The sequence below is a fragment of the Methylophilus sp. E2MeOHC9 genome (assembly GCF_058744375.1).
This window is the reverse complement of sequence record NZ_CP196024.1, coordinates 1477343-1504032: the sequence shown is the minus strand read 5'-3', so window position 1 is coordinate 1504032 and position 26690 is coordinate 1477343. Positions and strand designations below refer to the sequence as shown.

General features: G+C 52.5%; 30 protein-coding genes. 2 read left to right on the top strand and 28 right to left on the bottom strand.

Translation table 11 applies throughout. From position 1 onward, the window contains the following. Positions 1-50: 50 nt before the first annotated feature. The gene (locus ACSSVF_RS07245; RefSeq protein ID WP_492406321.1) at positions 51-1442 is read right to left on the bottom strand and encodes an exonuclease domain-containing protein; all 1392 of its coding nucleotides are present in this window, start codon (positions 1440-1442) and stop codon (positions 51-53) included. Between the two features lie 259 nt (positions 1443-1701). Here ACSSVF_RS07245 and ACSSVF_RS07240 point away from each other — a divergent pair, with 259 nt between their 5' ends. Further along, positions 1702-2139, top strand: coding sequence for a MarR family winged helix-turn-helix transcriptional regulator (locus ACSSVF_RS07240; protein ID WP_492406240.1), 438 nt, complete (start codon positions 1702-1704; stop codon positions 2137-2139). Positions 2140-2236: 97 nt separating this feature from the next. On the opposite strand, the gene ACSSVF_RS07235 is transcribed toward ACSSVF_RS07240, so the two are convergent. The 27 genes from ACSSVF_RS07235 to rlmF form a co-directional block, all read right to left on the bottom strand. Next, positions 2237-2476: a hypothetical protein gene (locus ACSSVF_RS07235; protein WP_492406239.1), complete on the bottom strand. Its 240-nt coding sequence runs from the start codon at positions 2474-2476 to the stop codon at positions 2237-2239. Next, positions 2473-2781, bottom strand: coding sequence for a hypothetical protein (locus ACSSVF_RS07230; RefSeq protein ID WP_492406238.1), 309 nt, complete (start codon positions 2779-2781; stop codon positions 2473-2475). Before ACSSVF_RS07230 ends, ACSSVF_RS07235 begins: the two co-directional genes overlap by 4 nt. Positions 2782-2791: 10 nt before the next feature. Then, entirely contained in the window at positions 2792-3004 is a 213-nt protein-coding gene (locus ACSSVF_RS07225) for a hypothetical protein (protein ID WP_379032017.1), read from the bottom strand. A gap of 158 nt (positions 3005-3162) precedes the next feature. Beyond that, positions 3163-5415, bottom strand: a complete 2253-nt coding sequence (locus ACSSVF_RS07220; protein ID WP_492406237.1) for a putative bifunctional diguanylate cyclase/phosphodiesterase — start codon at positions 5413-5415, stop codon at positions 3163-3165. Between the two features lie 306 nt (positions 5416-5721). Continuing rightward, positions 5722-6888 carry a diguanylate cyclase domain-containing protein gene (locus ACSSVF_RS07215; protein ID WP_492406235.1) on the bottom strand — a complete coding sequence of 389 codons (1167 nt, stop codon included), beginning with the start codon at positions 6886-6888 and terminating at the stop codon, positions 5722-5724. 193 nt (positions 6889-7081) lie between these two features. Further along, positions 7082-7786, bottom strand: a complete 705-nt coding sequence (locus tag ACSSVF_RS07210; RefSeq protein ID WP_492406234.1) for a class I SAM-dependent methyltransferase — start codon at positions 7784-7786, stop codon at positions 7082-7084. After that, the gene (locus ACSSVF_RS07205; protein WP_492406233.1) at positions 7783-8226 is read right to left on the bottom strand and encodes an excinuclease ABC subunit A; all 444 of its coding nucleotides are present in this window, start codon (positions 8224-8226) and stop codon (positions 7783-7785) included. Before ACSSVF_RS07205 ends, ACSSVF_RS07210 begins: the two co-directional genes overlap by 4 nt. Before the next feature lie 31 nt (positions 8227-8257). Then, entirely contained in the window at positions 8258-9487 is a 1230-nt protein-coding gene (locus ACSSVF_RS07200; RefSeq protein WP_492406232.1) for a beta-ketoacyl synthase N-terminal-like domain-containing protein, read from the bottom strand. Positions 9488-9489: 2 nt separating this feature from the next. After that, positions 9490-9909: a hypothetical protein gene (locus ACSSVF_RS07195; RefSeq protein ID WP_492406231.1), complete on the bottom strand. Its 420-nt coding sequence runs from the start codon at positions 9907-9909 to the stop codon at positions 9490-9492. Positions 9910-9932: 23 nt separating this feature from the next. Beyond that, on the bottom strand, positions 9933-11162 hold the full coding sequence (locus tag ACSSVF_RS07190; RefSeq protein WP_492406230.1) for a beta-ketoacyl-ACP synthase: 1230 nt from the start codon (positions 11160-11162) through the stop codon (positions 9933-9935). Further along, the gene (locus tag ACSSVF_RS07185) at positions 11162-11908 is read right to left on the bottom strand and encodes a 3-ketoacyl-ACP reductase FabG2 (RefSeq protein ID WP_492406229.1); all 747 of its coding nucleotides are present in this window, start codon (positions 11906-11908) and stop codon (positions 11162-11164) included. Before ACSSVF_RS07185 ends, ACSSVF_RS07190 begins: the two co-directional genes overlap by 1 nt. Next, positions 11905-12459, bottom strand: a complete 555-nt coding sequence (locus ACSSVF_RS07180) for an ApeP family dehydratase (RefSeq protein ID WP_492406228.1) — start codon at positions 12457-12459, stop codon at positions 11905-11907. Before ACSSVF_RS07180 ends, ACSSVF_RS07185 begins: the two co-directional genes overlap by 4 nt. After that, a complete protein-coding gene (locus ACSSVF_RS07175; RefSeq protein WP_492406227.1) occupies positions 12456-13646 on the bottom strand; it encodes a beta-ketoacyl-[acyl-carrier-protein] synthase family protein in 1191 nt (396 codons plus the stop codon). The genes ACSSVF_RS07180 and ACSSVF_RS07175 overlap by 4 nt, the downstream gene beginning before the upstream one ends. A 19-nt stretch (positions 13647-13665) precedes the next feature. Beyond that, the gene (locus ACSSVF_RS07170; RefSeq protein WP_492406226.1) at positions 13666-14214 is read right to left on the bottom strand and encodes a DUF3261 domain-containing protein; all 549 of its coding nucleotides are present in this window, start codon (positions 14212-14214) and stop codon (positions 13666-13668) included. Further along, a complete protein-coding gene (locus ACSSVF_RS07165; RefSeq protein ID WP_492406225.1) occupies positions 14207-16630 on the bottom strand; it encodes an MMPL family transporter in 2424 nt (807 codons plus the stop codon). The genes ACSSVF_RS07170 and ACSSVF_RS07165 overlap by 8 nt, the downstream gene beginning before the upstream one ends. 36 nt (positions 16631-16666) lie before the next feature. Further along, on the bottom strand, positions 16667-17266 hold the full coding sequence (locus tag ACSSVF_RS07160; protein ID WP_492406224.1) for an outer membrane lipoprotein carrier protein LolA: 600 nt from the start codon (positions 17264-17266) through the stop codon (positions 16667-16669). Continuing rightward, a complete protein-coding gene (locus ACSSVF_RS07155) occupies positions 17266-17766 on the bottom strand; it encodes an acyl-CoA thioesterase (RefSeq protein WP_492406223.1) in 501 nt (166 codons plus the stop codon). The genes ACSSVF_RS07160 and ACSSVF_RS07155 overlap by 1 nt, the downstream gene beginning before the upstream one ends. 3 nt (positions 17767-17769) lie before the next feature. Continuing rightward, positions 17770-19488, bottom strand: a complete 1719-nt coding sequence (locus tag ACSSVF_RS07150; protein ID WP_492406222.1) for a glycosyltransferase family 2 protein — start codon at positions 19486-19488, stop codon at positions 17770-17772. Continuing rightward, complete coding sequence (locus tag ACSSVF_RS07145; protein WP_492406221.1) at positions 19488-19835, bottom strand: 3-hydroxyacyl-ACP dehydratase FabZ family protein; 348 nt, start codon at positions 19833-19835, stop codon at positions 19488-19490. The genes ACSSVF_RS07150 and ACSSVF_RS07145 overlap by 1 nt, the downstream gene beginning before the upstream one ends. A gap of 4 nt (positions 19836-19839) precedes the next feature. Next, a complete protein-coding gene (locus tag ACSSVF_RS07140) occupies positions 19840-21222 on the bottom strand; it encodes an AMP-binding protein (RefSeq protein WP_492406220.1) in 1383 nt (460 codons plus the stop codon). A gap of 1 nt (position 21223) precedes the next feature. Further along, positions 21224-21808, bottom strand: coding sequence for a COG4648 family protein (locus ACSSVF_RS07135; protein ID WP_492406219.1), 585 nt, complete (start codon positions 21806-21808; stop codon positions 21224-21226). Between the two features lie 7 nt (positions 21809-21815). Next, positions 21816-22073: an acyl carrier protein gene (locus tag ACSSVF_RS07130; RefSeq protein ID WP_492406218.1), complete on the bottom strand. Its 258-nt coding sequence runs from the start codon at positions 22071-22073 to the stop codon at positions 21816-21818. 54 nt (positions 22074-22127) lie between these two features. Next, entirely contained in the window at positions 22128-22391 is a 264-nt protein-coding gene (locus ACSSVF_RS07125) for a phosphopantetheine-binding protein (RefSeq protein ID WP_492406217.1), read from the bottom strand. 47 nt (positions 22392-22438) lie between these two features. Further along, positions 22439-23212: a lysophospholipid acyltransferase family protein gene (locus ACSSVF_RS07120; protein WP_492406216.1), complete on the bottom strand. Its 774-nt coding sequence runs from the start codon at positions 23210-23212 to the stop codon at positions 22439-22441. Continuing rightward, positions 23199-23933: a beta-ketoacyl synthase chain length factor gene (locus ACSSVF_RS07115; protein ID WP_492406215.1), complete on the bottom strand. Its 735-nt coding sequence runs from the start codon at positions 23931-23933 to the stop codon at positions 23199-23201. The genes ACSSVF_RS07120 and ACSSVF_RS07115 overlap by 14 nt, the downstream gene beginning before the upstream one ends. A gap of 26 nt (positions 23934-23959) precedes the next feature. After that, positions 23960-24619: a 4'-phosphopantetheinyl transferase family protein gene (locus ACSSVF_RS07110; RefSeq protein WP_492406214.1), complete on the bottom strand. Its 660-nt coding sequence runs from the start codon at positions 24617-24619 to the stop codon at positions 23960-23962. A gap of 3 nt (positions 24620-24622) precedes the next feature. Then, positions 24623-25519, bottom strand: coding sequence for a 23S rRNA (adenine(1618)-N(6))-methyltransferase RlmF (gene rlmF, locus ACSSVF_RS07105; RefSeq protein ID WP_492406213.1), 897 nt, complete (start codon positions 25517-25519; stop codon positions 24623-24625). Positions 25520-25637: 118 nt separating this feature from the next. On the opposite strand from rlmF, the gene ACSSVF_RS07100 reads away from it, so the two are divergent. Beyond that, a complete protein-coding gene (locus ACSSVF_RS07100; RefSeq protein WP_492406212.1) occupies positions 25638-26636 on the top strand; it encodes an LLM class flavin-dependent oxidoreductase in 999 nt (332 codons plus the stop codon). Positions 26637-26690: the final 54 nt, after the last annotated feature.

Here is a 26690-nt window from a genome sequence, read left to right as displayed (position 1 = left end):
AGCCAGACTTTTCGACTACCCCTTAACCCGTGCAAGCTGATCTGGCGTGATCAAGACGACAGATTCAGCACACGGGTCTTTTTTTGTGACAAGACTTTGAGCAGTAATTTATAGGTTTCCAGCTCAAACTTGAGCGGCGTTGTTTGCGTGCGCAAGGCTTGCAATTCTTCATCGTTGGCAGCGACGCCCAGATAGACCCAATGCTCAAACACATGGATCTGGCGCAAGTCATTTTCCAGGTTATATTCCTCTATGCCGATTTTTCCGGCATAAGGCCAAAGACTCAGCTTATGCGCAATGAGCGCCTGTTGCAGACGCAAACTGTGGATCTCAGCCAACTCCTGGCCGCAACACGCACCTTTACAGCGTTTGAGCGGAAAAGCCACGCAAGAGCCCTTGCTGTCCCCTTGCAATCCCAATATCTTGAGGCATAAACCGTTGCGCTCGGCTATTTTTCGCAACGCTTCCGTCGCCTGTTTTTTACTCTTAAAAGTGCCGAATAAGCCGCCCATTTGGCTGGGGTCTATATCACTTGCCTCAATCAGCCTGACCACTGGTTGTGAAAGCGGATCCAGCTGCCAGCTACATAACGGCTGTTCACGTGCTAACTGGCGGTTATACAAAGGCTTATGCGCCCTGAGCAAGCGTGTTTCCAGCAGCAAGGCGCCGAGTTCACCTGCAGCAGGGACCCACTCAAAGCGCTTGATTTCCTGTGTCATGCGCTGCTCCCTGCTGGCGGCTTTATCGCCACTGAAATGCGCCAGCACACGGGCGCGGACATTGACGCTTTTACCTATGTAAAGTGGCACATCATTCTCGCCATAAAACAGGTAAACGCCAGGCGTTTCCGGCAACTCACCGATCACACTGGCATCAATATGCGCTGGCAATACAGGCGCTGCCATCAGCTTTTGAGCGGCAGATTGCACCGCGGCCTCACCTAGCTCTTGCCGGGCATCAGCCAGCATGCGCAATACGGCTTCAACATCCCCCATGGCGCGGTGGCGTGCGATGCCTACCATGTTGTGCCTGGCGACGATGGCATCGATGCCATGACTGAAGTGTTGCGGATATAGCAGGCGGGAAAGTTTGACCGTGCACAACACTTTTTGCTGCAGGGTGATGCCCAGGCGTTTGAATTCGGTTTTGAGAAAGCCATGATCAAAGCGAACGTTATGCGCGGCCAGCACCGTGCCTTCAAGAAAAGTCAGTAACTGGCTGGCCACTTCGGAAAACAGCGGCGCATGCTCCACCATGGCGTTATTAATGCCGGTCAAAGACTGAATAAAAGGCGGAATGGCCATTTGCGGATTGACCAGCGTCTGCCAGCGGGCAGTTTCTACCCCACCATCAAAACGGACCAGCGCAATTTCGGTAATTCGGTCTTTTAACGGGGTGGCGCCAGTGGTTTCAAGATCAAGAAAAGTGATGGATGGCAGCATAAGTTTCAAGGCTAGATTGACTGCACATATTGTCATGTGCGTTACCCATTCTATCTTATCTTAATCTCCGTTTTTTGCTTGGATTAAGGCTGGATTTGTTAAGAAAAACGGGGCTCTTAGCGCATTTTAACCTGCCTTTAATCAGGTAAAGGTGCTTGTATCAAAATGCATACATTTCTAAGCAAAACTACTATAGACATCAGTTTAAATTGATGCTGTAATCATTGGATTCTATTGATGACAATTATAACTAAATAACATGCCGAATTTATACCTAGAAAATCAGCTTTGTTTCTCACTTTACTCTGCCACACACGCCCTGCTCCGTTCTTATAAGCCGGATCTGGACAAGCTCAATTTAACTTATCCGCAGTATCTGGTGCTAGTGGCCTTATGGCAATTCAAGCAACTTTCAATCAAAGACATTGCAGAGAAATTGCTGCTGGAACCCGCAACTATCACACCGGTCGTCAAACGCCTGGAAGTAAAAAAACTCATCAACCGCACTCGCCAGAAAGACGACGAGCGCGTGGTGATTGTGACCCTGACGGAAGAAGGTAAAAACCTGCGTAGCAAGCTGTCTGATATTCAAAAGCGGGTGGCCTGTGACACCGGCCTCTCAGATGTCGCTTTCCAGACCCTGAACACGACGTTGAGCGAGCTCACTAAAAACGTGAGCGCGAAGCTGGCAGACTAACCATCCGCTGCGGATAAATATTTCCGCTGCAAGCATAAAAAGGCAATGACTTCACAGTCATTGCCTTTTTAATGCGCGTGCGCCTTTTCTGACTTTATCAGGCGTTTTTCAATTGGCGCATGAACGCTTCAAATGAGCCTTTGGTCGCTTGCAGGGCTTGCAACTTGCTGACTGATTCTGCCAGAGAATCGCTCATCATCTCCAGCGCATCTTCATCCAGGCGTAAACTCATGGCCCCTATCTCCAGCTCTACGGTGCCGTGGGTTTCGCAATAATGCACGCGGAACCCCGCCTGGCCTGATAACAAGATTTTCTTACACATGGAATGTTCGCTCATGATTGGTTTTCATTCAACTGGGTTAATGAGTGACCGGCTTCGCCTGTCTGTGGTGCAGATTGCTCGTGTTCATTGACCAGCAGCGTCCATTGCACGCACATGCGCCGGGAAACGCGGCAGATCAGATCAGAATCTGCGTACTCTGGTGCGGTTAATGTTTCAGCCAGCCGCAGAGCCTGCTTGGCCAGTTCGTAGGTTGGTTTTTTAATATATAAAGTAGCTATGTAAAGCAAAGACGCCATGACAGACTCAGCATCAGGCAATGCCGGGTCATAGCGCATGGGATTGATACTGACTGCCTGCATGATGATCCTTTCAAACGCTCATTTCTATTTCGGTTTGCATGACGATCCGGGCGGCGGCTTTACGCAGCATTTCATTAATGACAATAAAGCTGTCGGCCTCGAATTTCAGTGTCGTGCCACCTACTTCGACTTCTACCGTGTCAGAAGATTTATGATAAAGCACTTTACAAGCCGTTTTTCCTGCCAGCATGGTCTTGCCTACTACAGTTTGACGCTTCATCATGGATCTCCTGCCTCGTTAAACAACAGGTAAATGATAATTATTATCATTTACGAAGTCAACTATTTTATTTATGTAAAGATCAAAGGCTAGAAAACTGCGGGATCAGGTGAGACCCGGCATGCTTTTAAATGCATGCGGGTTCAAGGCAGGTTCAACAACTATTGATGTTTTAGCAGGAAGGCCGTTGCCTGCTCACTACTCATCGGTTTACTCAGCAAATAGCCCTGGATCTCATCGCAGCCATGCGACAACAAAAAGGCTTTTTGTTCAGCGGTTTCGACACCTTCAGCAATGGTTTTCAATCCCAGGCTGCGTGCCAGGTGAATAATGGCGATCACAATGGCTTTGTCTTCGTCATCGGTAGAAATATCGCGCACAAACGATTGGTCTATCTTCAGCTTGCACACCTTGAATTTCTTGAGGTAACTCAAGGAAGAATAACCGGTGCCAAAATCATCGATGGACATGCGTATCCCCAGTTTATCCAGCGTATCCATCATATTGACGGCGCCTTCTGGGTTCTCCAGTGCAACCCCTTCAGTGAGCTCAAGCTCCAGAAACTGCGGCGCGACATCATAACGATGCAGGATATCCTGTATCAATGCAGGCAAGCCGGGGTTGCGGAACTGGACACTGGATAGGTTGACTGACACACACATGTCGGCGATGCCTGCCTGTTGCCATTGCCGGACCTGCTGCACCGCCTGCTCCAGCACCCAGCTGCCGATAGAAATAATCAAGCCACTGGATTCTGCCAGCGGGATAAACTCGGCCGGAGAAACTGCCCCCAACTTTGGATGCTGCCATCGTAACAAGGCCTCCAGGCCTACCAGCTTCTGCGTGGCCAGGTCCATTTGCGGCTGGTAATACACCGCCAATTGCCCCAGCGCAATCGCTTGCCGCAGGGCATTCACCAGTTGCAGATGCCGGGCTGTCTGGATTTGCATCTGGTTACTGAAGAAACGATAGCCATTGCGGCTCTCCTTCTTGGTGCGGTACATGGCGACATCTGCATTGCGTTGCAGGCTTTCGATATCCAGGCCATCATCGGGGTAAATGGCAATGCCGACTGATGCTGTAATCGTCAGTTGGTATTGATCAATCACCAGCGGTTGCTCTATCGCCTTCAGCAACCGCTCTACGACTTCCTGGGCAATGTCATGCCCGGAGCCTGCCAGCAGGAACACAAACTCATCACCACCCAGGCGGCAAATGGTATCTTCAGGCCGCACCAGGCTTTGAAAACGTTTGGTTAACTCGATCAGCAGGCTATCCCCATAGCGATGCCCCAGGCTGTCGTTCACATCTTTAAAATGGTCCAGGTCGAGGAACATCAGGGCGAACTGGCCATCTTGCGCCCAGGCTCGCTCAATTTCCACAGTCACACGTTCATTCAGCAGGTTGCGATTAGGCAGGCCGGTCAGGGCATCATAATTAGCCAAGAACTGTATGCGCTGCTCAGCCTCTTTGCGCACTGTGATGTCCCGCAAGAACGCACTGTAATAGCGTTCGCTATTGCGCTCGATTTCGATAATGGTCAATTCCACCGGAAATTCAGTGCCATCATGGCGCATGGCAGCGATTTCGATGGATCGACCCAACAGCCTGGATTCCCCTGAGCGCTGTAATCGCTGCAAGCCTTTATTATGAGCATCTCTATACGCAGGTGGCACAATGACCTCACCCAGGCTCCTGCCCACCACATCGACGCGCTGGTGCCCGAAAATGCGTTCTGCCGCCAGGTTCCACTCGATAATGAAACCGTCAGTGTCCATATTGATAATCGCATCCATCGCGTTCTCCATCACCAGCTGCGCTCTTTGTTCACTGGCGAGCAAACTCTGCTGATACTGGGTACGTTCTTGTTGAACGGCAAAACGGTCTAGCGCGAAATCAATGTTGGCGACCATATCAATCAATAATCGCTGGGTATCGGGATCAAATGCCTGCTCTTCAGACGTATACAGCGACAGGCAAGCCACCACTTTCCCTTCGCTGTGCAAGGGTAAAAAAGCAGCCGCCTTCCATGAGAACTCCGAGGCCGAGGCATGCCACAGTGCGGCAACCGGGTCAGTTTGGAAGTCTTGCAGCCAGTAGGGTTGGTCATTGGCGATAGCCAGGCCGCACGGGCCCCTGCCGTTCGGCGCCTGAGGGTCTGCCGAGATGGATATTTTATTGAGGTATTCAAGCCCGGTGCCAAATGCGGCGGCAACTGTGATCTGTTTAGTCGCTGGCAGCACCTCGCCTACCCAGGCTAGTTTGGCATGCTTAAAATCAACGATGATGCGGCAAATTTTTTCAAACAGCGTCTGCCGATCATGGCTTTGCACGATCGCCTGGTTGCATTGACTGAGCGCCAGATACAGCTGCGTCAATTGCTGATGATGTTTGACAGTCTGCGACGTACTCATGCCATCACTCCGCTACACAATCATTAAACACGACCTCCGCCAGGTGCTGACGAATTTTGCCTGTATAAAAACAGCGCAGTTAAGAATCTGGTGCTTAACTGCTGGATGCCGCTTTCCCTGTCATATTAAATGAGTTACAAAATTGGGTGCAAATATAATTTACCACCCCACTACTGTATGAGACAGCATAAAAATCAAACCGTTGAACAGGGAGAAGAATGTCTGGTAATTTAGTACAAGATGCCTGAAACAGGCCGGTCAGTTAAAAACTGGCCAGATAAGGCTAGCAATGCAATCATTGCCGGGTCAGGTGGTTTCTAGCGTGGGGGATGCGGCCCAGTAGATTTGGCCGCAGCCTAGTAACTTGGCTTGATACATGGCCTTATCAGCGGTTGAAAGTAACTGCTCTATGCTGTCACCCTCTTTGCAAATGGCCAGCCCGATAGATGCGCCCAACCGACACTCGGACGCGTGGATCATAAACATCTGTTCAAACACCATCAGGCATTTATTGGCGACCATTTCTACTGAAGCATTTGGCTGCCCCTGCAAGTCAGATAGCACAATCACAAACTCGTCGCCGCCCACCCTGGCCAGGGTATCGCTGCCACGAATCACCTTGCCCAGGCGACGTGAAACCTCGATCAGCGCCAGGTCACCCGCTTCATGTCCCAACTGGTCATTAATCGCCTTGAAGCCATCCAGGTCCAGATACAGGATTGCGGTACTCGTGTGCTTGACCGCAGCGATCTCCATCGCCTGGCGCATGCGCACTGCCAGCAACTTGCGGTTAGGAAGGCCGGTTAAAAGATCATGATGCGCGACATGATTCAACTCCAGGTTCTGGGCAGAGATTTTTTGGTAAGCCTCTTTCAGAGACCCGATCAGGTCCTCGTTTTCGAAACTGATGCGCTGGGCCTGCCGTAAAGACTGATTGAAACGATAGGTGACACCTATCATCAAGATATAGAAAATCACGCTGAACACCGCCATCACGGCATTCGGCAGACTATTGCCAGTGGCAAAGATCACCACGGTAGGCAGCATGGCCGGCAGGCTAAAAGCAAAAAAAGCCGGAATGCACGAAGCCATGGTCACTACGCCCCCCATCACCATGGCCTGAATGGCGGTGATGACGATAATCACCGTCATCGGTGAGGCATCTGTGATCAAAAATCCCAGTGCACCCCAAGCCAGCCCGGATAAGGCGATGGTCAGGCAGTACTGGTAGGCCAGCTTCGAATTAAATCCATGCTTGGCAAGCTTGTTTTTGCAGCGATGTGTCAGCCACCAGCGAAAAGCAATCACCACATAGACGAGTAAAGCCCAGGTAAAAAAAGAATCGCGATTATCAGAATCCAGCTGTGAAATGCTGATCAGCAAGCCACCCAAGGCACTGCCGATCAATGGGATATGGGCGCTAGCCATCAGTCGATGAAACAACGCTTCGTCAATACGCCCTTCTAAGCTCATCGAATCCACTCACCCTAAAATGCCTGTTTAAGCTATACAAATGATATAAAACTACTAGCTCATGCTAATACAAGCTTGCAAAAATAACCAGATTGTCCTCAGGGGTTTTCAATTCATTACAATCGCGCAGCATTGCCTGTTTTTACGAAACCATCAGGGGCAGCGCGACATTCCCCCTCCAGTTTTAACGCAATTAAGCAGGCTTGACGGCTACCGCGTTAATCAATGTCTCCTTGCGTGATTCAGGGACAGAGAATCCCAGCCACTCCATCAATCCGCAATCGGGACGGCTCCACCATAAAAACGGCAAGGAGATATGCGTTTGCGGCAGGGAGAAGCCGACGCTACGGATCATGTCTGCATATTCATCAGCCGTGCGCTGCACTTCCATGGGATGGCGAAACAGCAGGCGGATTTGCAGGGTTTCAATGTAGTGCTTGGTAGATTCGGCAAACAGCAGCAAACCATTTGGTTTGAGTATGCGGAAAAACTCCTGCATGGCTGCTTCCTGCTCGACAATATGGTGGAAAGTCTGGTGGCAGAAGATCATATCGACCTGGTTATCCGCGATCTCATGCATATTCGCCGCATTGGCATGGCATAGCTGCACAGGCGTTTTACAACGCGTCGCAGCCGCCCCGGCCCGGGTCTGTATATCTGGGTCGGCATCCACACCAATCAGCAATGAAGGCGAAAAACGACGGCTCAAGCTATCAAACGCGTGCCCAAAGCCACAACCGATGTCGAGTATGGTCTCAACCTGGGATTTTTCTGGCGGGATAAAGCGCTGCACATCATTGAGAGCCCGTTCCAGTACGCGGATCTTCCACATATCCGTATTGAGGAACCAGTCGCCAAAACGGGACTCTTTGACGAAAGGAAAAAGTTGCGTTGTCATTTTAATTTAACCACTGTCCCTTTCAAGGCGACACCTGACATCAATGCACCGCTACCGCACATGTATTCTGTATCACTCACTGTTTCAATATCTTTATAGTTGCTCTTAATGTGAATGACCGCGTTGCCGCCTTCTTTCCTGGCACGCTCTTGCAACTCGAGCACCGCACTTAAAAAAGCCCACTCACAGGCCACCTGGTCAGACTTGTTGAATCCGTTGGTTTTTTTATTGGTTTTCCATTCGCCAAACTCTTTTTCAACCGCGCCGGCTTTTTGGTTGCCGAACTGCAACGTGATCGCCGGGTCCAGCTTGCTCTTTACTTCAGCGTTAGCCAGCGCATCGGCGACAGGATACATTTTGCGGTCATCCCTGGCTTGCGCATGGGAGACGCAGATGAGTGAACTGATGACTAATAGCATTGCGACATTAGGTTTTTTCATTTTTATAGCCTTTAATCAATAACAGTGAAAATCAAGCATGGTATCGCTGGAGGATAATGCTGACGTTGGTACCGCCAAATCCAAAGCTGTTGGACATGGCGCATTCTATCGAATAATCCATATTGTGCTCAACGATAGGCAGGCGGACCGCCTTGGCATCCAGGTTGTAAAGATGCTGGCACCCGGCAACAAATCGGTCCTGCATCATGGCGATCACATAAATTAATTCGTGGGCAGCCGAGGCACCGATAGGATGCCCGGAAAGCCCTTTGGTGGAAGAGATCATGGGGATGCGCGACTCAAACACTTGCTTGATCGCCTCGAGCTCACTGACATCACCCACCGGGGTCGAGGTGGCATGCGCATTGATATAATCCACTGCCGCGGCTTCTGATCTACCTGCCTGGTGTTCAGCCAATGCCAGCTTCATGGCCCTGGCTGCGCCTTCCGGCGAAGGCGTCACCATATCCGCCAGCCCATCAGACGAGGCACCAAACCCGGTCAGTTCGGCATAAATGTGTGCGCCCCTGGCCAGCGCATGCTCCAGCGATTCCAGAACCAGCATGCCGGACCCGCCAGCGAACACAAAGCCATCGCGGCTATCGTCATAAGGGCGTGAAGCTGTCTCATCGGGAAAGTGCGTGGTCAATGCGCCCATGGCATCAAACATAGCCGCGCTAGTCCAGTTGGCCTCTTCGGCGCCGCCTACAATCATGACATCCTGCTTGCCGAACTGTATCAATTGACTGCCATAACCGATGCAATGTGCCGAGGTAGCGCAGGCCGAAGTCATGCCACAACTCAACCCTTGTATGCCGAATGCCGTCGCCAGGTTGGCAGACACAGTACTGCCCATCACGCGCGGCACCACATAGGGCAACACCTTATGCAAACCTTGCTGCTGCAGTAATTGTGTTGCAAGGTGATGCTCAAAAGGCGAGCCGACACCCGAGCCTGTCACCAGGCCAGTGCGCTCAGAGGTTAACTGTGCAGAAGTCAGGCCACTCCCTTCAATCGCCTGTCGCGCTGCATGGTAGGCATACAGGGAAGCATCGCCCATAAAGCGGCGTAGCTTGCGTGGGACGGGTGGCAAGGTGCTGATATCCGGCTTGCCGGAGACCACGCTGCGCATGCCATGTTCTGCATACTCGGCGTCATAACGAATGCCTGAGCGGCCAGCGCGCAAGGCATCCGTGACTTCGGCAAGACTATTTCCCAGGCAGGAGGTGATCCCCACGCCGGTGATGACAACGCGACGCATGGTTACAGCTTGCTGATTTCCTGATCAATACCCTCTTTCAGGACGCCTACCCATTTATGATAAAAAGGATGGATAAAAGATTGACCGTCTTTGGTTTCAAACTTCATGTTCACACTGTCTTTGTAATGAATCGAGTAAGCGGTGGCATCATAGGTGATCTCAATGCGTACCGTGTGTTTGTAGCGCACTACCAGGGTGGCTTCAATCTTGCCGTCAGTGGCAGAAGTCACTTTCCAGTCATTTTTTTCGGCGGCAGTGGTGATTGCCTGCTTTATTTGTGCGGCGGTCAAGGCCTTGCCATTGGCAGGGTGAACGGTGACCTGTTCAGCACCGCCTACAGGTACGGTAGTACGGGCATTCGCTTGCAAAGGCAACACAGCAATCAACAACAACGACATTACTATTGGCAAAAATCTTTTCATTTTTTTCTCCTTTTTTTAAATAATCAGCCGGTAAACTTCTTGAAAATAAGAGAGGTGTTAATCCCCCCGAACGCGAAATTATTGCTCATGAAATACTCTATATCCAGCGCTCTCCCGGCACCTGTCACATAATCCAGCATGGCGCAGGCCGGGTCAGGCTGCGCCAGGTTGATGGTTGGCGCAAACCATTGACGCCTGAGCATTTCTATCCCCCACCAGGCCTCGATGGCACCACAAGCGCCCAGGGTATGCCCGAGAAAACTCTTCATGGAGCTGATGGGCACCTGTCCGCCCAATACTTTTTCTGTGGCGTGGCTTTCGGCCACATCGCCGCGATCGGTGGCCGTGCCGTGCGCACTGACATAACCGATGGCACTGGCGGGTAAAGCGGCATCATCCAGCGCTTGCTGCATGGCCACAGCCATGGTTTCCATTTCGGGCTGCGTGATATGCGTGCCGTCGGCGTTACAGCCAAAACCGACAATCTCGGCATAAATAGTGGCGCCACGCATCTGTGCGTGCTCCAGCTCTTCCAGCACCAGGGTCGCCGCGCCTTCGCCCACCACCAGGCCATCGCGTTGACGGTCAAACGGGCGCGGGGTGAGTGCAGGCGTGTCATTGCGGGTACTGGTTGCAAATAGCGTATCAAACACTGCAGAACCTGGCGCCGAAATCTCTTCAGCGCCGCCTGCTACCATCATGGTCTGGCGGCCATATTTAATCGATTCATAGGCATAGCCTATGCCCTGGCTACCTGAGGTACAGGCACTAGAGGTGGGGATCACACGGCCTTTCAAGCCAAAAAACAGGCCGATATTGACGGCCGCAGTATGCGGCATCATGTGGATGTAACTGGTAGAAGTCACATTCTGCGTATCCCCTTTTTCCAGCATGGCGGCAAATACTTTTACAGGTTCTACACTACCTGAGGATGAGCCATAGGCAATGCCCATGCTGCCATTCTGTATCTCGTCACTGTTGAGCAGCCCGGCTTGCGCCAGTGCCATTTCTGTCGCCACCACTGAAAGTTGGGCCACCCGTCCCATAGAACGGGTCATCTTGCGCGAAAAATGACCGGGGACGCTGAAGTCATCAATCGGCGCAGCAATGCGGGTATTCAATGCGCCTATATAATCCCACTCAGGCATGTACCTGACGGCATTCTGCCCGGCCCGCAACCGCTGCTCGATGTCTGCCCACTGGGAGCCCAATGCAGTGACACCGCCCATGCCGGTGATGACAACGCGTTTCATCACACCATCCCGCCATTCACGCTCAGCACTTGCCGGGTCATATAAGCCGCATCATCCGACATCAAAAATGCCACCGCGGCAGCGACTTCGCGGGTATTGCCCATGCGGCCGACCGGAATCATTTTCAGCATTTCTTGCAGATGCTCCAGTTGCCCGGTCATATCGGTCTCAATCAAACCCGGGGCGACACAATTCACGGTGATTTTGCGGCTGGCGAGCTCAACTGCCAGGGCTTTGGTAGCGCCTATCAAACCCGATTTCGCCGCACTGTAATTGACCTGGCCGCGATTACCCATGATGCCGGACACAGAAGCTAGCGTGACAATACGCCCGCCCTGCTTCATCCTCACCATAGGCATCACCAGCGGTTGCACCACATTAAAAAAACCGTTCAATCCGGTGTCTATGACCTGATCCCAGTCTTCTTCAGTCAACGCGGGGAAGGCGCCATCGCGCGTTATGCCCGCATTACAGACCACACCATAAAAGGCGCCATTGGCGGCTACATCGTTCTCCAGCACTTCTTTGACATGCGCGCGGTCACAGATATCGAATGTCAGCGCATGCGCTTTGCCCGTATGCTCTTTACCATAAATGGCTTCGATTTCACTGGCAACCGCTGTCAGCGCATCGGACACACTCCGGCCATGCAAAGTCACTACAAACCCTTCACGCGCAAGCCGTAACGCGATTTCGCGCCCTATGCCCCGGCTAGAGCCTGTCACCAATACCCGTCTGCCACTCATGCCCCGGCCCCTTGTAAAAATTGTTGAAAATTATCTGGTTCAAATACTTTTAGTGTGGCGCTGGCAAGGACCTTTGCAGTCTCGCCAGCTTGAGTCTCTTCACGCCTGTTTTCATCATGTTTTTCTTGCTGGCGCTGATTGTCATCGCCTGCGATTGCTTGCTCACAAATCGCGCAATCATAAGCAGCCAGGCCACTTTCATCGCGGAAAATCATCACTGCGTGTATACGCAATTGCCGGTTGCCGGTAAACGCTGGCACGCTGGCCAGGTAGCGCCGCGTTCCCAATAACACACCCTGTTTGGGTGGCTGCTGTTGCAAGCGTTTATTCAATGCCACATGGCAGCCTATTGCTTGTGCCATCAGCTCAATGCCTATCCAGGCAGGCATATTGCCATCTGCATCGGCGTACCAGGCTTGTGTGTCCGGGGTATACAGCATGGTCACGGACTCGGCATCAAACCTCTCGGCCTGGTCTATCAGCAGCATGGGCGGTCTGTGCATCAGTAACTCAGAGACATCGGGCAATGCATGTATGTCGGATGGGTTCACAGGCCAGCCCCCAGGATAACGCTGGCATTACTGCCGCCAAAAGCAAACGAATTACTCATGCAGATACGTGGAGTCACTGCGCCTGTGCCTGTCTCGGCCGTGACCAGGTTTAACGCTGGTATCTCAGTATCTGCACAGCCATCCCAATGATGGGCAGGCATTTTTCCATCCTGGATGGCTAATGCACAGATGGCGATTTCGGTGGCACCGGCGGCGCCTAAAGTATGCCCGGTATATGGTTTAGTGCCACTGCAAGGCACACCTGCGCTAAAGATCTCGGCTACCGCCAGACTTTCCATCGCATCATTTTTAGGGGTGGCGGTGGCATGCAGGTTCAGGTACCAGATATCGCGCGCGGTCAATGCCGCGTCCTGCAAGGCATATTGCATGGCCTGTTTTGCGCCGGTTCCTTCTGGATGCGGGGAGGAAATATGCCAGGCATCGCTGCTTTCGCCTATGCCCAATAGCTGGAAAGGCGACGCAACACGGCTCATGACAAACAAGGCCGCACCCTCGCCGATATTAATGCCTGAGCGGTTGACACTCATAGGGTTACACAAGGTAGACGAAATGGATTCCAGCGCATGGAAGCCATTAAAGGTCAGGTGGCAAAGCGAATCTACGCCGCCGACAATCACGGCATCGCATAACTGGTGCCGTATCAGGTTGCGCGCCGACTGGAAGGCTTTGGCACTGGAAGTGCATGCGGTTGACACGGTATAGGCCAGCGCAGTCAGGCCGAAATATTCAGACAGGAAACGGGAAGGCGAACCAAACTCATGCTGCGCATAATCATAGGTTTCAGGCAACTCACCTGACGTGCGGATGACGCGCAAAGCGGCTTCAGTTTCTGCAATGCCTGAAGTACTGGTGCCCAGCACCACCCCTACCCTATGCGGCCCAAATTGCGCGATAGCGGCTTCAATCTCAGGTTGAATCTGCAGCGCAGCCGCAAGTAACAGCTGGTTATTGCGGCTGTTAAACTTGCGTAAATGCGCCGGGATCTCAGGCAACTGTCCTTGCGCGCGCCCGACCGGGATGGTCCGCTGCGGAATCCAGCCAGTTTCGTCCACCATGCCGGAGGTATCAGCCTGCCACAATGCCGCAGCGACCGACTCGCGGCCAGACCCCAGCGCATTGATGATTCCCGGATGTGATAAATAAATGGAAGCTTGCTGCATCAACATTTTTATTTTTAATGGTTGGTTATTCGAGCGTTTCAATGTCCATCTGCATATCCAGTGCAGGAAAACGGACCATCAACTTCTGATAAGGACTTTCTACCGAATGGAACTTAACATCCATTATCACTTTACCATTTAATATTATATCGCGCTGCAATGTACTCTCGTGCAATTCCGCATTGCGACTTAATCCGTCGCGGACCTGGCTGGCTGGCCAGCGCGTCACCTGCAATAACGCCAGCAACCATTTGGCATCCCATTGTTTACCTTGCTGCTCGACCTGGATCGCGCCTGCATTCGGCATATTGATGTTAGCCAGCGTTTGCCCCAGTGGCGACAACATCACCATACGCACACCTGCAGGATCGACTTCCACACTGGTGAGCAGGGTTTCCTGTGTTTGTTTCAGCGTCACCGTGACTTTCTGTTGCTCGGCAAATGCAGGCATCTGTGTCGTCGGCTGCAAGCAATATTGCACATTGCCAGGTAACACAGTGCATCGCGGGGAAGAGGTGCTGCTGCAGGCGACCATCAGCATAACCATGGCCAGTATCACTAAATGTTTAAACATGTTGTGGCTCCGGCAACACAGTTCCCAACAAGCTTAAAGGTGCACAGATCACGCTCACGCCTATGCCTATCAGCAAAGTTGCGCCAAAACCCGACAGTGCCGGCATATGACTGAGCGACAGCAGCCCGAAAGAAAGCAAAGTAGTGGCGGCAGAGAGCAGCACGCCCACCAGTGCCGAGGGCTGGCTCCAGCCGCCTTCATACAAGAATATCGCGTAATTGACACCAACGCCCAGCACCAGCATCAGGGCCATCATATTAAACAGCGTGAATGTGATACCGGCATAGCCGAGCACGCCTATGGTCACAAAAATGGCCAGCAAGGGTGGTAACAGCATCAACAATGCACGGCGCCAGCGGTAGCGTATGCCGAGCAGCACCAGGATCAGGGCGAACGCCCCGGCCAGCCAGAGCGCGCTCCATTGGCGGTACTGGGCTAGCAGTTGGCTGACACTGGCCGGCTTGTCCACAAACACCACCCCGGGCAGGTTTCTGGTCGCCTGCTGTAAGGCGGGCATATCCTGGCTACGCTGCAATTGCACAATAGACGCATAGCCATCACCTTGCTGGCCTAACCATAAATGCCGCACGGGCATTGAAACCGGTGATTGCAACCAATCCTCTATCGTCACCAGCCGTGGCGATGCAGCCATCGCCTGCAACCACTCAGCAATGACTTCCTCACGCAAGCCTGCTTCGGACATGATGCCTGTGAGCTGTGACTGCTGCCCGCCCAGGCGTGCTTGCAATAACTGGTGATGTTTCAGTTGCGTACGAGCAGACGGCACCATGCTTGAGAGACTCTGGTAACCAGATAACTGCCGCCTGCTGACAAATTGCTTCAGCACCCCTTGCAGTTGCTCCTCATGCTGCAATACCTGTTCCGGCGTGTTGCCCTGCACCAGGAAGAAAGCCGTTTCAGTATCCAGCCCCACCAGTTGCCGCACTTTCTGTTCCTGCTGCTGCAAGGCCTGCGAGCGATGAACCAGGATGCGGATATCATCATTCGCCTGTATCATCCGCCAGCCAGGCACCATCACCACCGCGAGAATCAGGAGTGCGCCCAGCATCTTTTTTGCGCTCAGCCAGTTCAAAAAACGTGGCAACGCCTGTTGCAGGCGAACAAAATAAGCGGGGGTCGTGATTTTATGAGGCCGGGATAAAAATATAGGCAACAACAGCAACACCGTTGCCCAGGTTGCCAGCAGCCCGACCATGGCAAACATGGCAATTTGCGATAATGCAGGGAATGGCGCACCAGCAAGCGCGGCGTACCCAAGCAGGCTGGTCAGCAACGCCATGGTCAGTGCCGAAGTGATGTTGCGTATGCCAGAACGCGCCTGCCACTGCGTACCGGCAGCCATCCTGGCAGAAAAGAACTGGATACTGTAATCAAACGCCTCGCCAATCAGGCTGGCGCCAAACACCAGTGTGATTAAATGGATTTTGCCGTAGACCAGTAAAATCACCACCAGCGCCGTCAGTATCCCCCATGCCACACTTGCCAGGCCTAGCAATAGTGGCCGCACGGTGCGATACACTAATAGCATCAGCAACAGAATGCCTGTTAATGACACCAGCCCTATCATATCGACCTCAGCGCGGGTACTGGCTTGCGCGTCACTGGCATAAAATACCGCCCCGGCTTTGAGCAACTCGGCACCGGGTAATTGCTGATGCAACCCCTGCTCTGCCTGCTGCAAGGCTTCCAGTGTCTTTTCCTGAATGGCGGCATCATAAGAGGAGCCTTTAAGCAGGATGCTCACCAGCACCCAGGTGCGGGACTTCCCGTTTGCCATCTTCTCCTGCGTGGTTAATATGCCATCGTTGACGGTCAGCTTGCCAGGATTAACCATGGTCTGCGCCAGCCAGCGGTCACCTAAGCCAAAGGGGTCCTGGGCTAGCGGCACTGTCATACCGAATGACAAAGGGCTCATCAGCTTCTGCTGTAGCTGCGCTTCCCAATCCATCTGGTTTTGCTGCAGGGCTTGCGCATCGGCATCGGCCAGCAACGTAGTGCGATGGGAGAGATAATTTTGCTGGATTTGCCGGAGATCAAATGCTGGCACTTCAATATCCACGCGCTGAAAAACGCCGGACTGCTGTAATTGCCGGGCGAATTGACGGGAAGCAACCATCAACTGGGCGTCACCCGCTGAGGATTGGCCGTTTTCTGCCGTTTCAATGGGCGCGCCTACCAGCAGAAATACCCTGTTACCTATCAATGCAGATAAATGCTGTACAGCCGTTTCAGCCACGGCATTGCGCTCGGTTTTTGGCAGCAAATCAAGCAGATTGGTCTCAATCGGCAGCCCCTGACGGAAGTCGTGAACGCTCCAGACGCGGAACGCGCCTGCCAGCACCAGCGCAGCCAGGAGCATCCACAGCCATAAGCGCTGTTTTAATGACTTATCCATGATTACTCAACAACATGGGGATATCAGGCGAAAACATTATGGGTTCGCGCTGGTTTGGCCAGCACCCGCCCGTTTCAGAAAACGGATATCCGTGCGGTCGCCATTGGCTTCGTCGAGTTGCACCGTTTCTACGGTCTGGTTGCCGGTCATGACGATTTCCGTCATGGCTTTACGCAGGTATGCGGCTTTGGGCGTCAAATGCATCTCCCACTGCTGGATAGAACCTAGCGCCGTCATCTGAAAATGTTGCGCCAGCAGCGCCTGGTCGGCACTTAAAATGGCTTTAAAAATATTACTGATCTGCGCAATGGCAGGCGAATCTTCTGCTTTGCGCTCACGGCGTTCGCCCGCAGCATTGGTTTCAATCATGGCCTGCCCGTTAAACTCATAACGCACCCGGTAAGGCGATGTCAATTGCCAGACAATGCCGTCAGTTTGGTTATAGAGCAGCGCGCCCTTCATCACCAGCGGCTTTTTGAGCGCGGCCATTTGCTTGGTCTGGATAAAATCCACCTGCAAGCTGGACTGTTTTGCCAGTTGCTGGCTGATCTCCTGCAACAAGGCCTCTGATTTTTCTGCGGCCATGGCAGGCATTGCCCACATAGCCACACATAACAGCATGCTTAAATAAGGCATTAACCTTTATTCCCTGGTTTACCAATGTCTGGTTCATTAATATCTGGATTGCCACTGGCTGCAATTTGCTGACACAACAGGTCAATTTTTTCTAATAGCACGGCTGGCGAAACAAACTGCAACTCTAATGTGGTCGCCTCCAGTGCCACTTGCGTGGTGCTGGCCTTGGTGAGTTTTTCGCCGGTATGCCGGTGACTGATCAGGTAAGCCACTTTCAACCGGTTTTCATATTCGACCAGCGTGGCTTGTACCTGTAACACATCGCCATAAAATGCCGGTTTAATATATTTCAGCTGACAATCCACCACCGGCCACAGATAACCAGATGCGGTCATGTCCGGGTAGTCATAGCCAAACCTGCGGAACAAGGCGCACCGGGCGATCTCAAGATACTTCACATAATGCCCGTGCCAGACCACCTGCATTTGATCGACATCATGGAAAGCAACTTCTATCTCTACAGTTGCGCTAATGACGGGAATGGCGTTGGCTGTATGCACGGATTATTTCCAGAAATTAAAGAAATTGAACCATTGCAGCGGATATTGCTTGCAATAGGCTTCCAGCCGCTGTGCGTAGCGTTGCGCATATTCGGCCACATAGCGCTGACGTTCTTTTCTGGGGAGCACCACTTGCTCGGCAAACGGCTCCAGAAAAATATTGTGCCCCTGTCTATCTGATAAACAGAACATCAGGTAAACAGGGCATTCCAGCAAACTGGCCAATATCCATGGCCCTTGCGCGAACTGTGCCGGGTGGCCTAAAAAATCAGCCGTCACCACACGGCCATTTTCGGCAGGCGGTGTTCTATCGCCCATGATGACCACCATTTCGCCTTGCTCTATCTTCTCTTTCAGCATGACGGCCGTGTCGGGGCCAAACTGGCTTACCTGCAATAGATTCACGCCAAAATCCGCACTGGATTTGGCTAGCAGCGCATTAAAGCGTTGCGCGTGTTCGGTGTAAACCACTGCGTTGATGGTTAAGTTGCGTTGTACCGCCAGCGCCCTCGCCATTTCGATATTGCCCAGATGCGCACTGACGATTAGCGCGCCTTGCTTGCTTTGCCCAGACAAAGACTGCCCAGAAATTGCAAGGTGCTCAAGCCCATGTAAAGTGACCTGGCTGGTTGGAATCTCACCTATCCAGGCAGAAACCTTGTCCAGCGCAGAGCGAGAGAATGCCAGCATATGCCGGAATATCGCCCAAATGCCATGTGGCGTGGGCTGAGCGGTGCTTTGTGATAAGCGATGTAGATATAGGGTGGAGGACTGCCTGGCCGCTTTATTGGTCAGCAGGAAATAAAGCACAATCGGGTACAGCATCAGCCTGGCAATCGGTTTACCCAGCCAGCGGTAGCTGGCCAATATCACGGCCATGCCTAACTTGCTGCCACGCTCAGGGTAGCGGGACCAATGAATCGTAGAAGCCGAAGCAGCAGAAACAGGTGCCGCAGATACTGCCATAGCGGACGTTGCCGAAGCTGGCACCAGTTTACGCGCCAGCAATAGTGGCAACCGCCAGAGCATGCCTAAGCATAATCGGGTATGCATTTTAGTGATGCGCACATTGTCATGCCATAAATCAAAATGAGAGAGGCCATCTTCAGGGTACACCACCCTGGTCGCTACATTGACAAACCTGACGCCCTGCCACGCCAGCCGTACTGCGATCGCCGTATCAAAATCCATACGCTCGGGCAAGCGGGTATGCGCCAGCAAGCGCTTGACCGCCGCTAGTGGATACAGCCGAAAACCACACATGGAATCTTTTATTTCAAACGAGAGCGTCTCCAGCCAGACAAACACATGCGTGACATAGCGGCCATACAAGCGGCTTTTAGGCACGCTGTCATCATAAACTGGCTTACCCAGAATCACGGACTGCGGGGACTGCCTGCCTGCTTCCATAAAACGGGCGACATCCTGCACCGCATGCTGGCCATCGGCATCAATTTGCAAGCCATGCGTAAAGCCTTTTGCTTCGGCCTGCATCAAGCCATGCACGACTGCCGCACCTTTGCCACGATTTTGTGGCAAGCGGTAGAGTGTCACCAGCGTACAGCTGGCAGCCAGGTCAGCAAGAACGGCCTGGGTATCGCCATCACTGCCGTCATCGACTATCAATATCGGGTATTGATAGGCTGCGAGTTGATTCACAGTCGCCGTGATCGTGCGGCCATGGTTATAAATCGGGATGATGATGCACGGTGTAAAAGCCATCACAAGCCACCCAATAGAATCCGGCCTGCCGAGTACTTTTTGTCGGCAGATGCATACTCAAAACTCAGCACCTGCTTTTCCGCCTGCCAGTCCAGTGACAGGCTTAAAAGCATTTCCGGCAGCACAACAGCTAAAAACTTGATGTTTTCCATCGCCAGGAATGTACCGGCGGCAGGCGTGTATTCGCAGCCATACTGCATGGCCCAGTGCAATTGCACAACACCGGGCAGGATCGGCATGCCGGGGAAATGCCCGGCAAAAAAATCCAACTCAGGCTGTATGCGCAAGTCTATGCGGCAGCGGCTGGCACTCTCGGTATGGATGGCTAAAATCTCAGGGACATTCATGGCATCAATTAGTAGTTGTCGACATAAATAATGCCTGTACGGCAGAAAATTGTACCTTGCCGCGGTCATTGACTGGCAATTCTTTCACGAACCGCCAGTAGCGTGGCAATAACACGGCATCATAAAACTGGGCGAGATATTGTTTGATCAGCTGTGAACTCGCGCGCTGGCTTAACCCTGCGTGTGCTTGTGTGCCCTCGGCACTCAGCACAATGACTGCACCTACCGATTGCCTGCGCCGCGAAACCTCAGAAATCACCGCATGGCTGATCCAGGGGTGCTCGATCAAACGCTGCTCCATTTCAGGCAAAGATAAACGCTTGCCCTCTATTTTCAGGATACGGTCCAAGCGCCCTATCAATCTGAACTGCTGCGCTGACACAGTTTCAATCTGGTCTTCCATACGCATTTCATGGCGATCAGACGCAAACGGAGACTGTAACAACAACGCACCATCGGTATCTGCGCGCACTTGCAAGCCCGGCAATGCGTGCCAGGCATCATCACCCTGCCGCAGCCGCCAGGCAATGGCGCCAGTTTCGGTGCTGCCATAAATCTCAGCCGGCGGGTGATGGAGTAAACCGTTCAAGCGCGTGGCGGTATCCCCTGGCAACACCCCACCGGAGGAAAGAACCATGCCTACCTGTTGCTGGCAAAGGGATAGATCCAATAAGTCCGGCAACCGCAACAAATGCGCGGGGCTGGAGACCAGCACGACTTTCGGTAACACCCGCAAACGCTCCATCAGCATATCCGGCGTGGCACACAAGTGGTTGTCGAAGGTGCTGCCCAGCACAAAAGGCAACATCAAGCGGAAGGTAAATCCGTAAAAATGCTGATGCGGTACGGTACTGACAACCGCCACCTGCCGGAAGCGGTCGCCCAGCACCTGTTCAAGTGTGGTTAATTCAGACTGCACTTGCAGCAGGGTTTTCTCTACCGGCTTGGGTTGCCCGGAGGAACCCGAGGTATAAAACACAATGGTGGCGTGTTCCGGCGCAAGCACTGGCAATTCAAACCCTGCAAGTCCTGTAAACCCTGCAAGTCCTGTAAGTCCTGTAAACCCAGAGCTACGCTCCGGCAGCGCGTCCAGCGTCGCATCACAACTTTCGGCTAGCAACTGCATGGTGCCTGGCAACGTGTTTGGCGGCACAACGACTGTTTTATTGGCATACAGCAACGCCAGCATGGCTATCAGGAAATCCAGCGATTGCGTCAAGGCCAGCATCCAGCGCCGGGCCGGGTGCGCAGAGAAAGATTGCGTGGCCTCAGCGATGCGCTGATAGCACTCTGCCCAGGTGCATGCCTGGGTTCCGTCTATGCAGACGATATGGTCAGCGGGGAACGACTGCGCGTTCAACTGGCTTAAAGAGATCAGGGGCTGCATCTCAACCTGCCCGTTTTAACCAGTAACGCCTGAACAGCCATTCACCGGCAAACAAAGCGCCCATGGCCAGGTAGGTGAAAAAGCCGTTATACCAGGCCCAAAACGCTTTGCTGCTATATAGTGCGGTGTAGAGGGAGAAGCTGGTATTCAACAACAGGAACAGGCTCCATATCCGGGTCACATTGCGGGTATAGCGAATCGCCCGTGGCGGCAGATCAGGCTGCTGTATACGCGCGAATATTTCAATCATAGAAGGCGGATAGATCAAAGACAAGGTGAATAATAGCCAGACACCCGCGTTCATCGCAGCAGGGTACAAGCGCAACAGCAAGGGGTCATTGGAGATCAGCACGCTGCACAGCAGTAAGCCCAACCCCAGCATGATGACTAGATAAGGGCGGGGAAATGCAGAAAAGAGATGCTGGATATTCGCCCGCATTCTGACCAGCAATACGACGAGCAGGCCTAACCCTACATAGCGCGGCTCAAAATAAACCAGGCCGAACAAAATGATAAAGGGATAAGCCAGTATTGAAATCGCGGCCACTACCTGCATCCATGAGAACCTGGCCTCGTGGAGCTTCATCAGGGCCTCAGCTGGAAATCAGCTTGCGCACGGCGCCGACCACGTCATTCACCGTTCGCACCGATTTAAAATCTTCCGGCTTGATCCGTTTGCCAGTCATGGTTTGCAATTTAATGGCGAGGTCCACCGCGTCGATACTGTCGAGATCCAGATCCTGAAACAAATGTGTTTCTGGCTTGATACTCTCTGCATCCACATCAAACGTGTCCTTGAATACTGTTTTTAACCGCCCCAAAATTTCCTGATCAGATAACTCGTGTAGCATCACCCTCTTAGTCCTATCCCTGATTTATTATCGTAAGCCCTGATTAAGCTTCTATTATTGCTCTTCCAGTTGTCGCGTCACAAATTCAGCCAGATTTTTGACTGACTGAAAGTTGTTACGGTTGTCGCTATTGGTAGCTTCAATCTGGATTTGGTATTTTTTTCGTAACGCCACGCCGATCTCCAGCGCATCTATCGAGTCCAGGCCCAATCCGCTAGCGTCAAATAACAGCATATCATCGTCGATATCCCCTGTCGTCACATCTTCAAGATCCAGGGCATCGATGACTAGCTGTTTAATTTCTAAAGTAGAAGGCATGCATTTACTATTCTATTGGTTTTATTATATTGCTGATTAAATACATTCTAGTGATTAAGTGCAATCTGGCCCGCAAAATAATCTTCTAGTTTTTTGGTGAGTTGTCGTGCAGAAAAACCGTCGACATCTCTTTTAGCATCCATCATCAGCGTTTCTATGCTCATCGCAGGCTGCACCTCGACAAGCAAACTTGCCTTGGTGCGCGGGATTTTATACCACTTCTCCCCTTTTGTTAATGTGCTCGGCCTGCACTGAATGATGACAGGGGTCAGCATGGCTTTGCTTCTCAACAAGATATGTGCAGTACCGCGCTTGAATTTCAGCGCTTCGCCAGGGCGGCTGCGTGTGCCTTCCGGGAAGATAATCAGGTTATTGCCCGCCTGTAGTGCTTGCTCGCACTGATCAATCAAGCCATCGGAATCCGAGTTACGTATGTAATCTGCCGACCGCACCACCATGCCCACAAAAGGACTGTTCCATAAATCCTGTTTCACAATGCAATTGACATTTGGCATGTAGGCAATGATGGCGATCACATCAATCAAGGTAGGATGATTGGCCAGGATCAGCTGTCCACGGCTTTCAGCCAGGCGTTGGGCTGACTTGATCTTAAACTGAAGCACGCCGGTAAACTGCATCAGCCAGAGAAACATGGCAAATGCGGTCTGGATGGTTTTGCGCGCCAGCTGGGTGCGGTATTTACCTGCAAACAGGAAATACAGGGGGAAAATGACAACTGTCATCACCAGGGCACCCAATCCAAACAGGAAAAAGCACAATGCGGTGGCAAATAATCGCCAGGCATAATCAATGCGCTGCATGTTCAAACTCCCACTGCCATGTACGCCCGTCACCTTGCCAGGAGGCGGCCTGCCGCTGCTGCATGCTCTCTACCCAGGTCAACGACATCGGCAATGCCTGCGGAAAGGCAAAGGACGAAGTTTGCGTTGCGAGTTTGAGCGTACAAGCCGGAGCTGTACCAGACAGTAAAACACCCACCGCATGTGGCACAAAAGTGCCTGCATCATCTGTGTGATATAAAGCTGGCGGCGCGTCTTCCGCATACAAATAGAGCACTGGTTGTTCTGGCTGACTCTGCCATTGCAACGCGGCTTCAAGCAGGCCCATGGCAAAAGTATGCACTCCGGCAGAGATGGCCGTGGATGGCCAGATGTTTTTCGCCTGCATGGAATACACACCGGTACTAGCATTAAGCACCGCCATACTGAATGCCGTTGGCGACAATGGTTCAGTAGAGACGATCTCCTGCAGCATGGCGGTTGTTCTTGTCAGGTCCCCATGTCGCGAGGCAAACACCACCCGCACCTGCGCATCATAACCCGCACACTCATTGGCTACGTGCAGGCACATCTTGGTCAGCAGGCCTAATTTGCGCCTGATGGAAAGCTCCATAAAGCTCACATCCGGGCTGGCCTGCTCCCCCTGCTGCTGCCAGCTAGCCCATTTTGCGACAGGCAGGACAACTTGCTGGCTCGGGACAAGTTGGTCGCTATTGTTGTTATGTTTAGAAAAAGTCATCATCCGTCAAAATTATTATCAATAAAAATTTACCAAACCACTGCTACTACTACACCCTCACGTGGTAAAAAATCCACATGGGTTTGCCATTTTTCAAGCGGCAAAAAAGCTGCCGGGGCCTGCTTTAAAATATGTTCAGCTGAAAAACATAACTCAGTCATCGCCACTTCTGTGTTGGCTGGCGAACACTTATAAAAAGCTTCTTTCAGGCACCATAAACCATAATAGTGGTAAGCCTGATCCTCAACCGGCAATTCAGCCATCCATGCTTTTTCTTCAGGATGCAGGTATAAATCCTTGACTGCATCCCAGTCCCTGGGCCGCAAAGACTCGACATCAATCCCCACTTGCGGCCTGCCAGCCCAGGCGCAGGCGACAATATCACCGCTATGCGAAAAGCTGATGACAGGCGACACCGCCTGGCCGGAAGACACAATCAGCGGTTTGCCATTATCCAGCGTGCTTAACTGCCAATGCTGCAACTGCTCAGACCCAAACTCGTGCGCCAATGCATGCACCAACAAATGTCTTGCCAGCGCCGATTGCCTTAACCGTTGTGCTTGCCTGTCACTTTGTACATCCACCATGCGGGTAATGCGAATATGAACCGCGTCGTCTCCGTCGGCTACATCCAGCGCATACACCTGGTTAAGCTGTTCAGCAAAAGAGGCATCTAAAAATTTGAGCATCAGCTATCCGGGCTGAAACGTCCACGCGACAAACCGGCTTTGCTTTTGCCCTTGCGACATGGGGATAGTGTTAACCGTCACTGCCTGCACCTTATTCAAGGTTCGGTAGACTAAAGGCAAGTTACTCGCCTTTGACACCAGCGTGGTAAACCACACGCATTGCCGGCCAAACAGCTTGCTCTCGTTAATCATCGCCGTTAAAAATGCCGCTTCACCACCGGCGTAGACCAGTTCATTGGCCTGGCCACCAAAATTAAGTACCTGCGCAGACGGCTTACCCAGGCCACGCCATTTACGCTGTGTGCCCGCCTGCGCCGCTTCTGCCGAGGCATGAAAAGGCGGATTGCATAAAGTGAGCGTAAACTGCTCCCCCGGCAAGATCGCGCCTTTAAAAATGGCCGCCGGATTTTGCTGGTGACGCAAGAAAATCTGCTGCAAGCCATTCCCGTCAATGATCTGCTGCGCATTGCTTAAGGCCTGCTGGTCAATATCGACGCCCACGCACTGCCAGCCATACACCTGGCTGGCGATTAATGGATAGATCAGGTTCGCACCCGTGCCTATGTCCAGCACTCGCACCGGTGCAGGCACGGGCTGCTTAGCGCTCTCCGCCAGCAGATCCGCCAGATAATGCACATAATCAGCCCGCCCCGGAATCGGCGGACACAAGTATTGTTTGGGGATATCCCACACTGCCACGCCGTAATGCTGCTTGAGTAAAGCCTGATTCAGCGCCTTTACCGCCTGCGGATTGGCAAAGTCTATAGAAGCATCCCCATATGCATTTGCACGCACATATTGCGCAAGTGGCAGATGCGTTTTCACCAGCGCAGCAAAATCATAGCCGGCACGATGCAGATTACGCGGATGCAAACTGGAAGAAGATTGGTCAGGTTTCATCAAACACTGGATAGCAAGAATGTCGGCTAGAGTAGCAGATATTCCTTAAAATTCACCTGTCGCGTGAACCAATCGCGCCAACGCAATCAAAGCTATCAACTTATCAATGCAGAACAACATGAAACCCAGACTATCCGTGCTTGATCTTTCACCCATTACGCAAGGGAGTGAAGCGGCACAGTCTTTCAAGCACACGCTCGCGCTCGCGCAGCATGCCGAAAAATGGGGTTACCACCGCTATTGGCTGGCAGAACACCATGGCATGCCAGGCATCGCCAGTGCCGCGACCTCTATACTGATAGGCCATGTAGCGGCGGGCACGACCACGATACGCGTAGGCGCTGGCGGCATCATGCTGCCCAACCATTCGCCGCTGGTCATTGCGGAACAATTCGGTACGCTGGAATCTTTATTTCCCAAACGGATCGACCTCGGCGTCGGCCGCGCCCCCGGTTCGGACCAGATCACCGCGCGCGCCTTACGCCGTAACCTGGATTCGGACGCGGATGCGTTTCCGCAGGACGTGGTGGAGTTGCTGGATTACTTCTCCTCGGAACCCAAACGCTCTGTCAAAGCGGTGCCTGGCACTGGCTTGCATGTGCCAGTATGGATTCTTGGCTCCAGCCTATTTGGCGCGCAACTGGCTGCTGCCCTCGGTTTACCTTTCGCCTTTGCCTCGCATTTTGCGCCGGCGTATCTGATGCAAGCGATAGAAATATACCGGGACACCTTCAGGCCATCGCAATACCTGGAGCAACCTTATCTCATGCTTGGGTTCAATGTGTTTGCAGCAGACACAGATGAAGAAGCGGTCTTTCTGGCCTCTTCCATGCAACAGGCATTTATCAACTTGCGCAGTGGCAGCCCAAGCAAATTACCACCGCCGGTATTTGATCTATGGAATCAATTAGGTGGCGCGGAACGGGCGATTTTGAATCAAGTACTGTCTTGCTCCGCGATTGGTGCAGGGCAAAAGGTGTTGAGTGAAATCCAGGCTTTTATCGCCAAAACAGGGGCAGATGAACTCATGATCACTTCGCAGATTTTCAATAACCCCGCGCGCCTGAGATCCTATGAAATCACTGCCAACGTTTACAACACCTCCCTGCAAGATTGAGGTCCCATCACAATTCATGATGAGATAAACATCTGCTTAAAATCAAAAAGGCCC

Excerpts from the sequence above, each read along its gene's own strand:
- ACSSVF_RS07245 (WP_492406321.1), bottom strand. The coding sequence starts at position 1,442 with ATGCTGCCATCCATCACTTTTCTTGATCTTGAAACCACTGGCGCCACC.
- ACSSVF_RS07240 (WP_492406240.1), top strand. The coding sequence starts at position 1,702 with ATGCCGAATTTATACCTAGAAAATCAGCTTTGTTTCTCACTTTACTCT.
- ACSSVF_RS07235 (WP_492406239.1), bottom strand. The coding sequence starts at position 2,476 with ATGAGCGAACATTCCATGTGTAAGAAAATCTTGTTATCAGGCCAGGCG.
- ACSSVF_RS07230 (WP_492406238.1), bottom strand. The coding sequence starts at position 2,781 with ATGCAGGCAGTCAGTATCAATCCCATGCGCTATGACCCGGCATTGCCT.
- ACSSVF_RS07225 (WP_379032017.1), bottom strand. The coding sequence starts at position 3,004 with ATGATGAAGCGTCAAACTGTAGTAGGCAAGACCATGCTGGCAGGAAAA.
- ACSSVF_RS07220 (WP_492406237.1), bottom strand. The coding sequence starts at position 5,415 with ATGAGTACGTCGCAGACTGTCAAACATCATCAGCAATTGACGCAGCTG.
- ACSSVF_RS07215 (WP_492406235.1), bottom strand. The coding sequence starts at position 6,888 with ATGAGCTTAGAAGGGCGTATTGACGAAGCGTTGTTTCATCGACTGATG.
- ACSSVF_RS07210 (WP_492406234.1), bottom strand. The coding sequence starts at position 7,786 with ATGACAACGCAACTTTTTCCTTTCGTCAAAGAGTCCCGTTTTGGCGAC.
- ACSSVF_RS07205 (WP_492406233.1), bottom strand. The coding sequence starts at position 8,226 with ATGAAAAAACCTAATGTCGCAATGCTATTAGTCATCAGTTCACTCATC.
- ACSSVF_RS07200 (WP_492406232.1), bottom strand. The coding sequence starts at position 9,487 with ATGCGTCGCGTTGTCATCACCGGCGTGGGGATCACCTCCTGCCTGGGA.
- ACSSVF_RS07195 (WP_492406231.1), bottom strand. The coding sequence starts at position 9,909 with ATGAAAAGATTTTTGCCAATAGTAATGTCGTTGTTGTTGATTGCTGTG.
- ACSSVF_RS07190 (WP_492406230.1), bottom strand. The coding sequence starts at position 11,162 with ATGAAACGCGTTGTCATCACCGGCATGGGCGGTGTCACTGCATTGGGC.
- ACSSVF_RS07185 (WP_492406229.1), bottom strand. The coding sequence starts at position 11,908 with ATGAGTGGCAGACGGGTATTGGTGACAGGCTCTAGCCGGGGCATAGGG.
- ACSSVF_RS07175 (WP_492406227.1), bottom strand. The coding sequence starts at position 13,646 with ATGTTGATGCAGCAAGCTTCCATTTATTTATCACATCCGGGAATCATC.
- ACSSVF_RS07170 (WP_492406226.1), bottom strand. The coding sequence starts at position 14,214 with ATGTTTAAACATTTAGTGATACTGGCCATGGTTATGCTGATGGTCGCC.
- ACSSVF_RS07165 (WP_492406225.1), bottom strand. The coding sequence starts at position 16,630 with ATGGATAAGTCATTAAAACAGCGCTTATGGCTGTGGATGCTCCTGGCT.
- ACSSVF_RS07160 (WP_492406224.1), bottom strand. The coding sequence starts at position 17,266 with ATGCCTTATTTAAGCATGCTGTTATGTGTGGCTATGTGGGCAATGCCT.
- ACSSVF_RS07150 (WP_492406222.1), bottom strand. The coding sequence starts at position 19,488 with ATGGCTTTTACACCGTGCATCATCATCCCGATTTATAACCATGGCCGC.
- ACSSVF_RS07145 (WP_492406221.1), bottom strand. The coding sequence starts at position 19,835 with ATGAATGTCCCTGAGATTTTAGCCATCCATACCGAGAGTGCCAGCCGC.
- ACSSVF_RS07140 (WP_492406220.1), bottom strand. The coding sequence starts at position 21,222 with ATGCAGCCCCTGATCTCTTTAAGCCAGTTGAACGCGCAGTCGTTCCCC.
- ACSSVF_RS07135 (WP_492406219.1), bottom strand. The coding sequence starts at position 21,808 with ATGAAGCTCCACGAGGCCAGGTTCTCATGGATGCAGGTAGTGGCCGCG.
- ACSSVF_RS07130 (WP_492406218.1), bottom strand. The coding sequence starts at position 22,073 with ATGCTACACGAGTTATCTGATCAGGAAATTTTGGGGCGGTTAAAAACA.
- ACSSVF_RS07125 (WP_492406217.1), bottom strand. The coding sequence starts at position 22,391 with ATGCCTTCTACTTTAGAAATTAAACAGCTAGTCATCGATGCCCTGGAT.
- ACSSVF_RS07120 (WP_492406216.1), bottom strand. The coding sequence starts at position 23,212 with ATGCAGCGCATTGATTATGCCTGGCGATTATTTGCCACCGCATTGTGC.
- ACSSVF_RS07115 (WP_492406215.1), bottom strand. The coding sequence starts at position 23,933 with ATGATGACTTTTTCTAAACATAACAACAATAGCGACCAACTTGTCCCG.
- ACSSVF_RS07110 (WP_492406214.1), bottom strand. The coding sequence starts at position 24,619 with ATGCTCAAATTTTTAGATGCCTCTTTTGCTGAACAGCTTAACCAGGTG.
- rlmF (WP_492406213.1), bottom strand. The coding sequence starts at position 25,519 with ATGAAACCTGACCAATCTTCTTCCAGTTTGCATCCGCGTAATCTGCAT.
- ACSSVF_RS07100 (WP_492406212.1), top strand. The coding sequence starts at position 25,638 with ATGAAACCCAGACTATCCGTGCTTGATCTTTCACCCATTACGCAAGGG.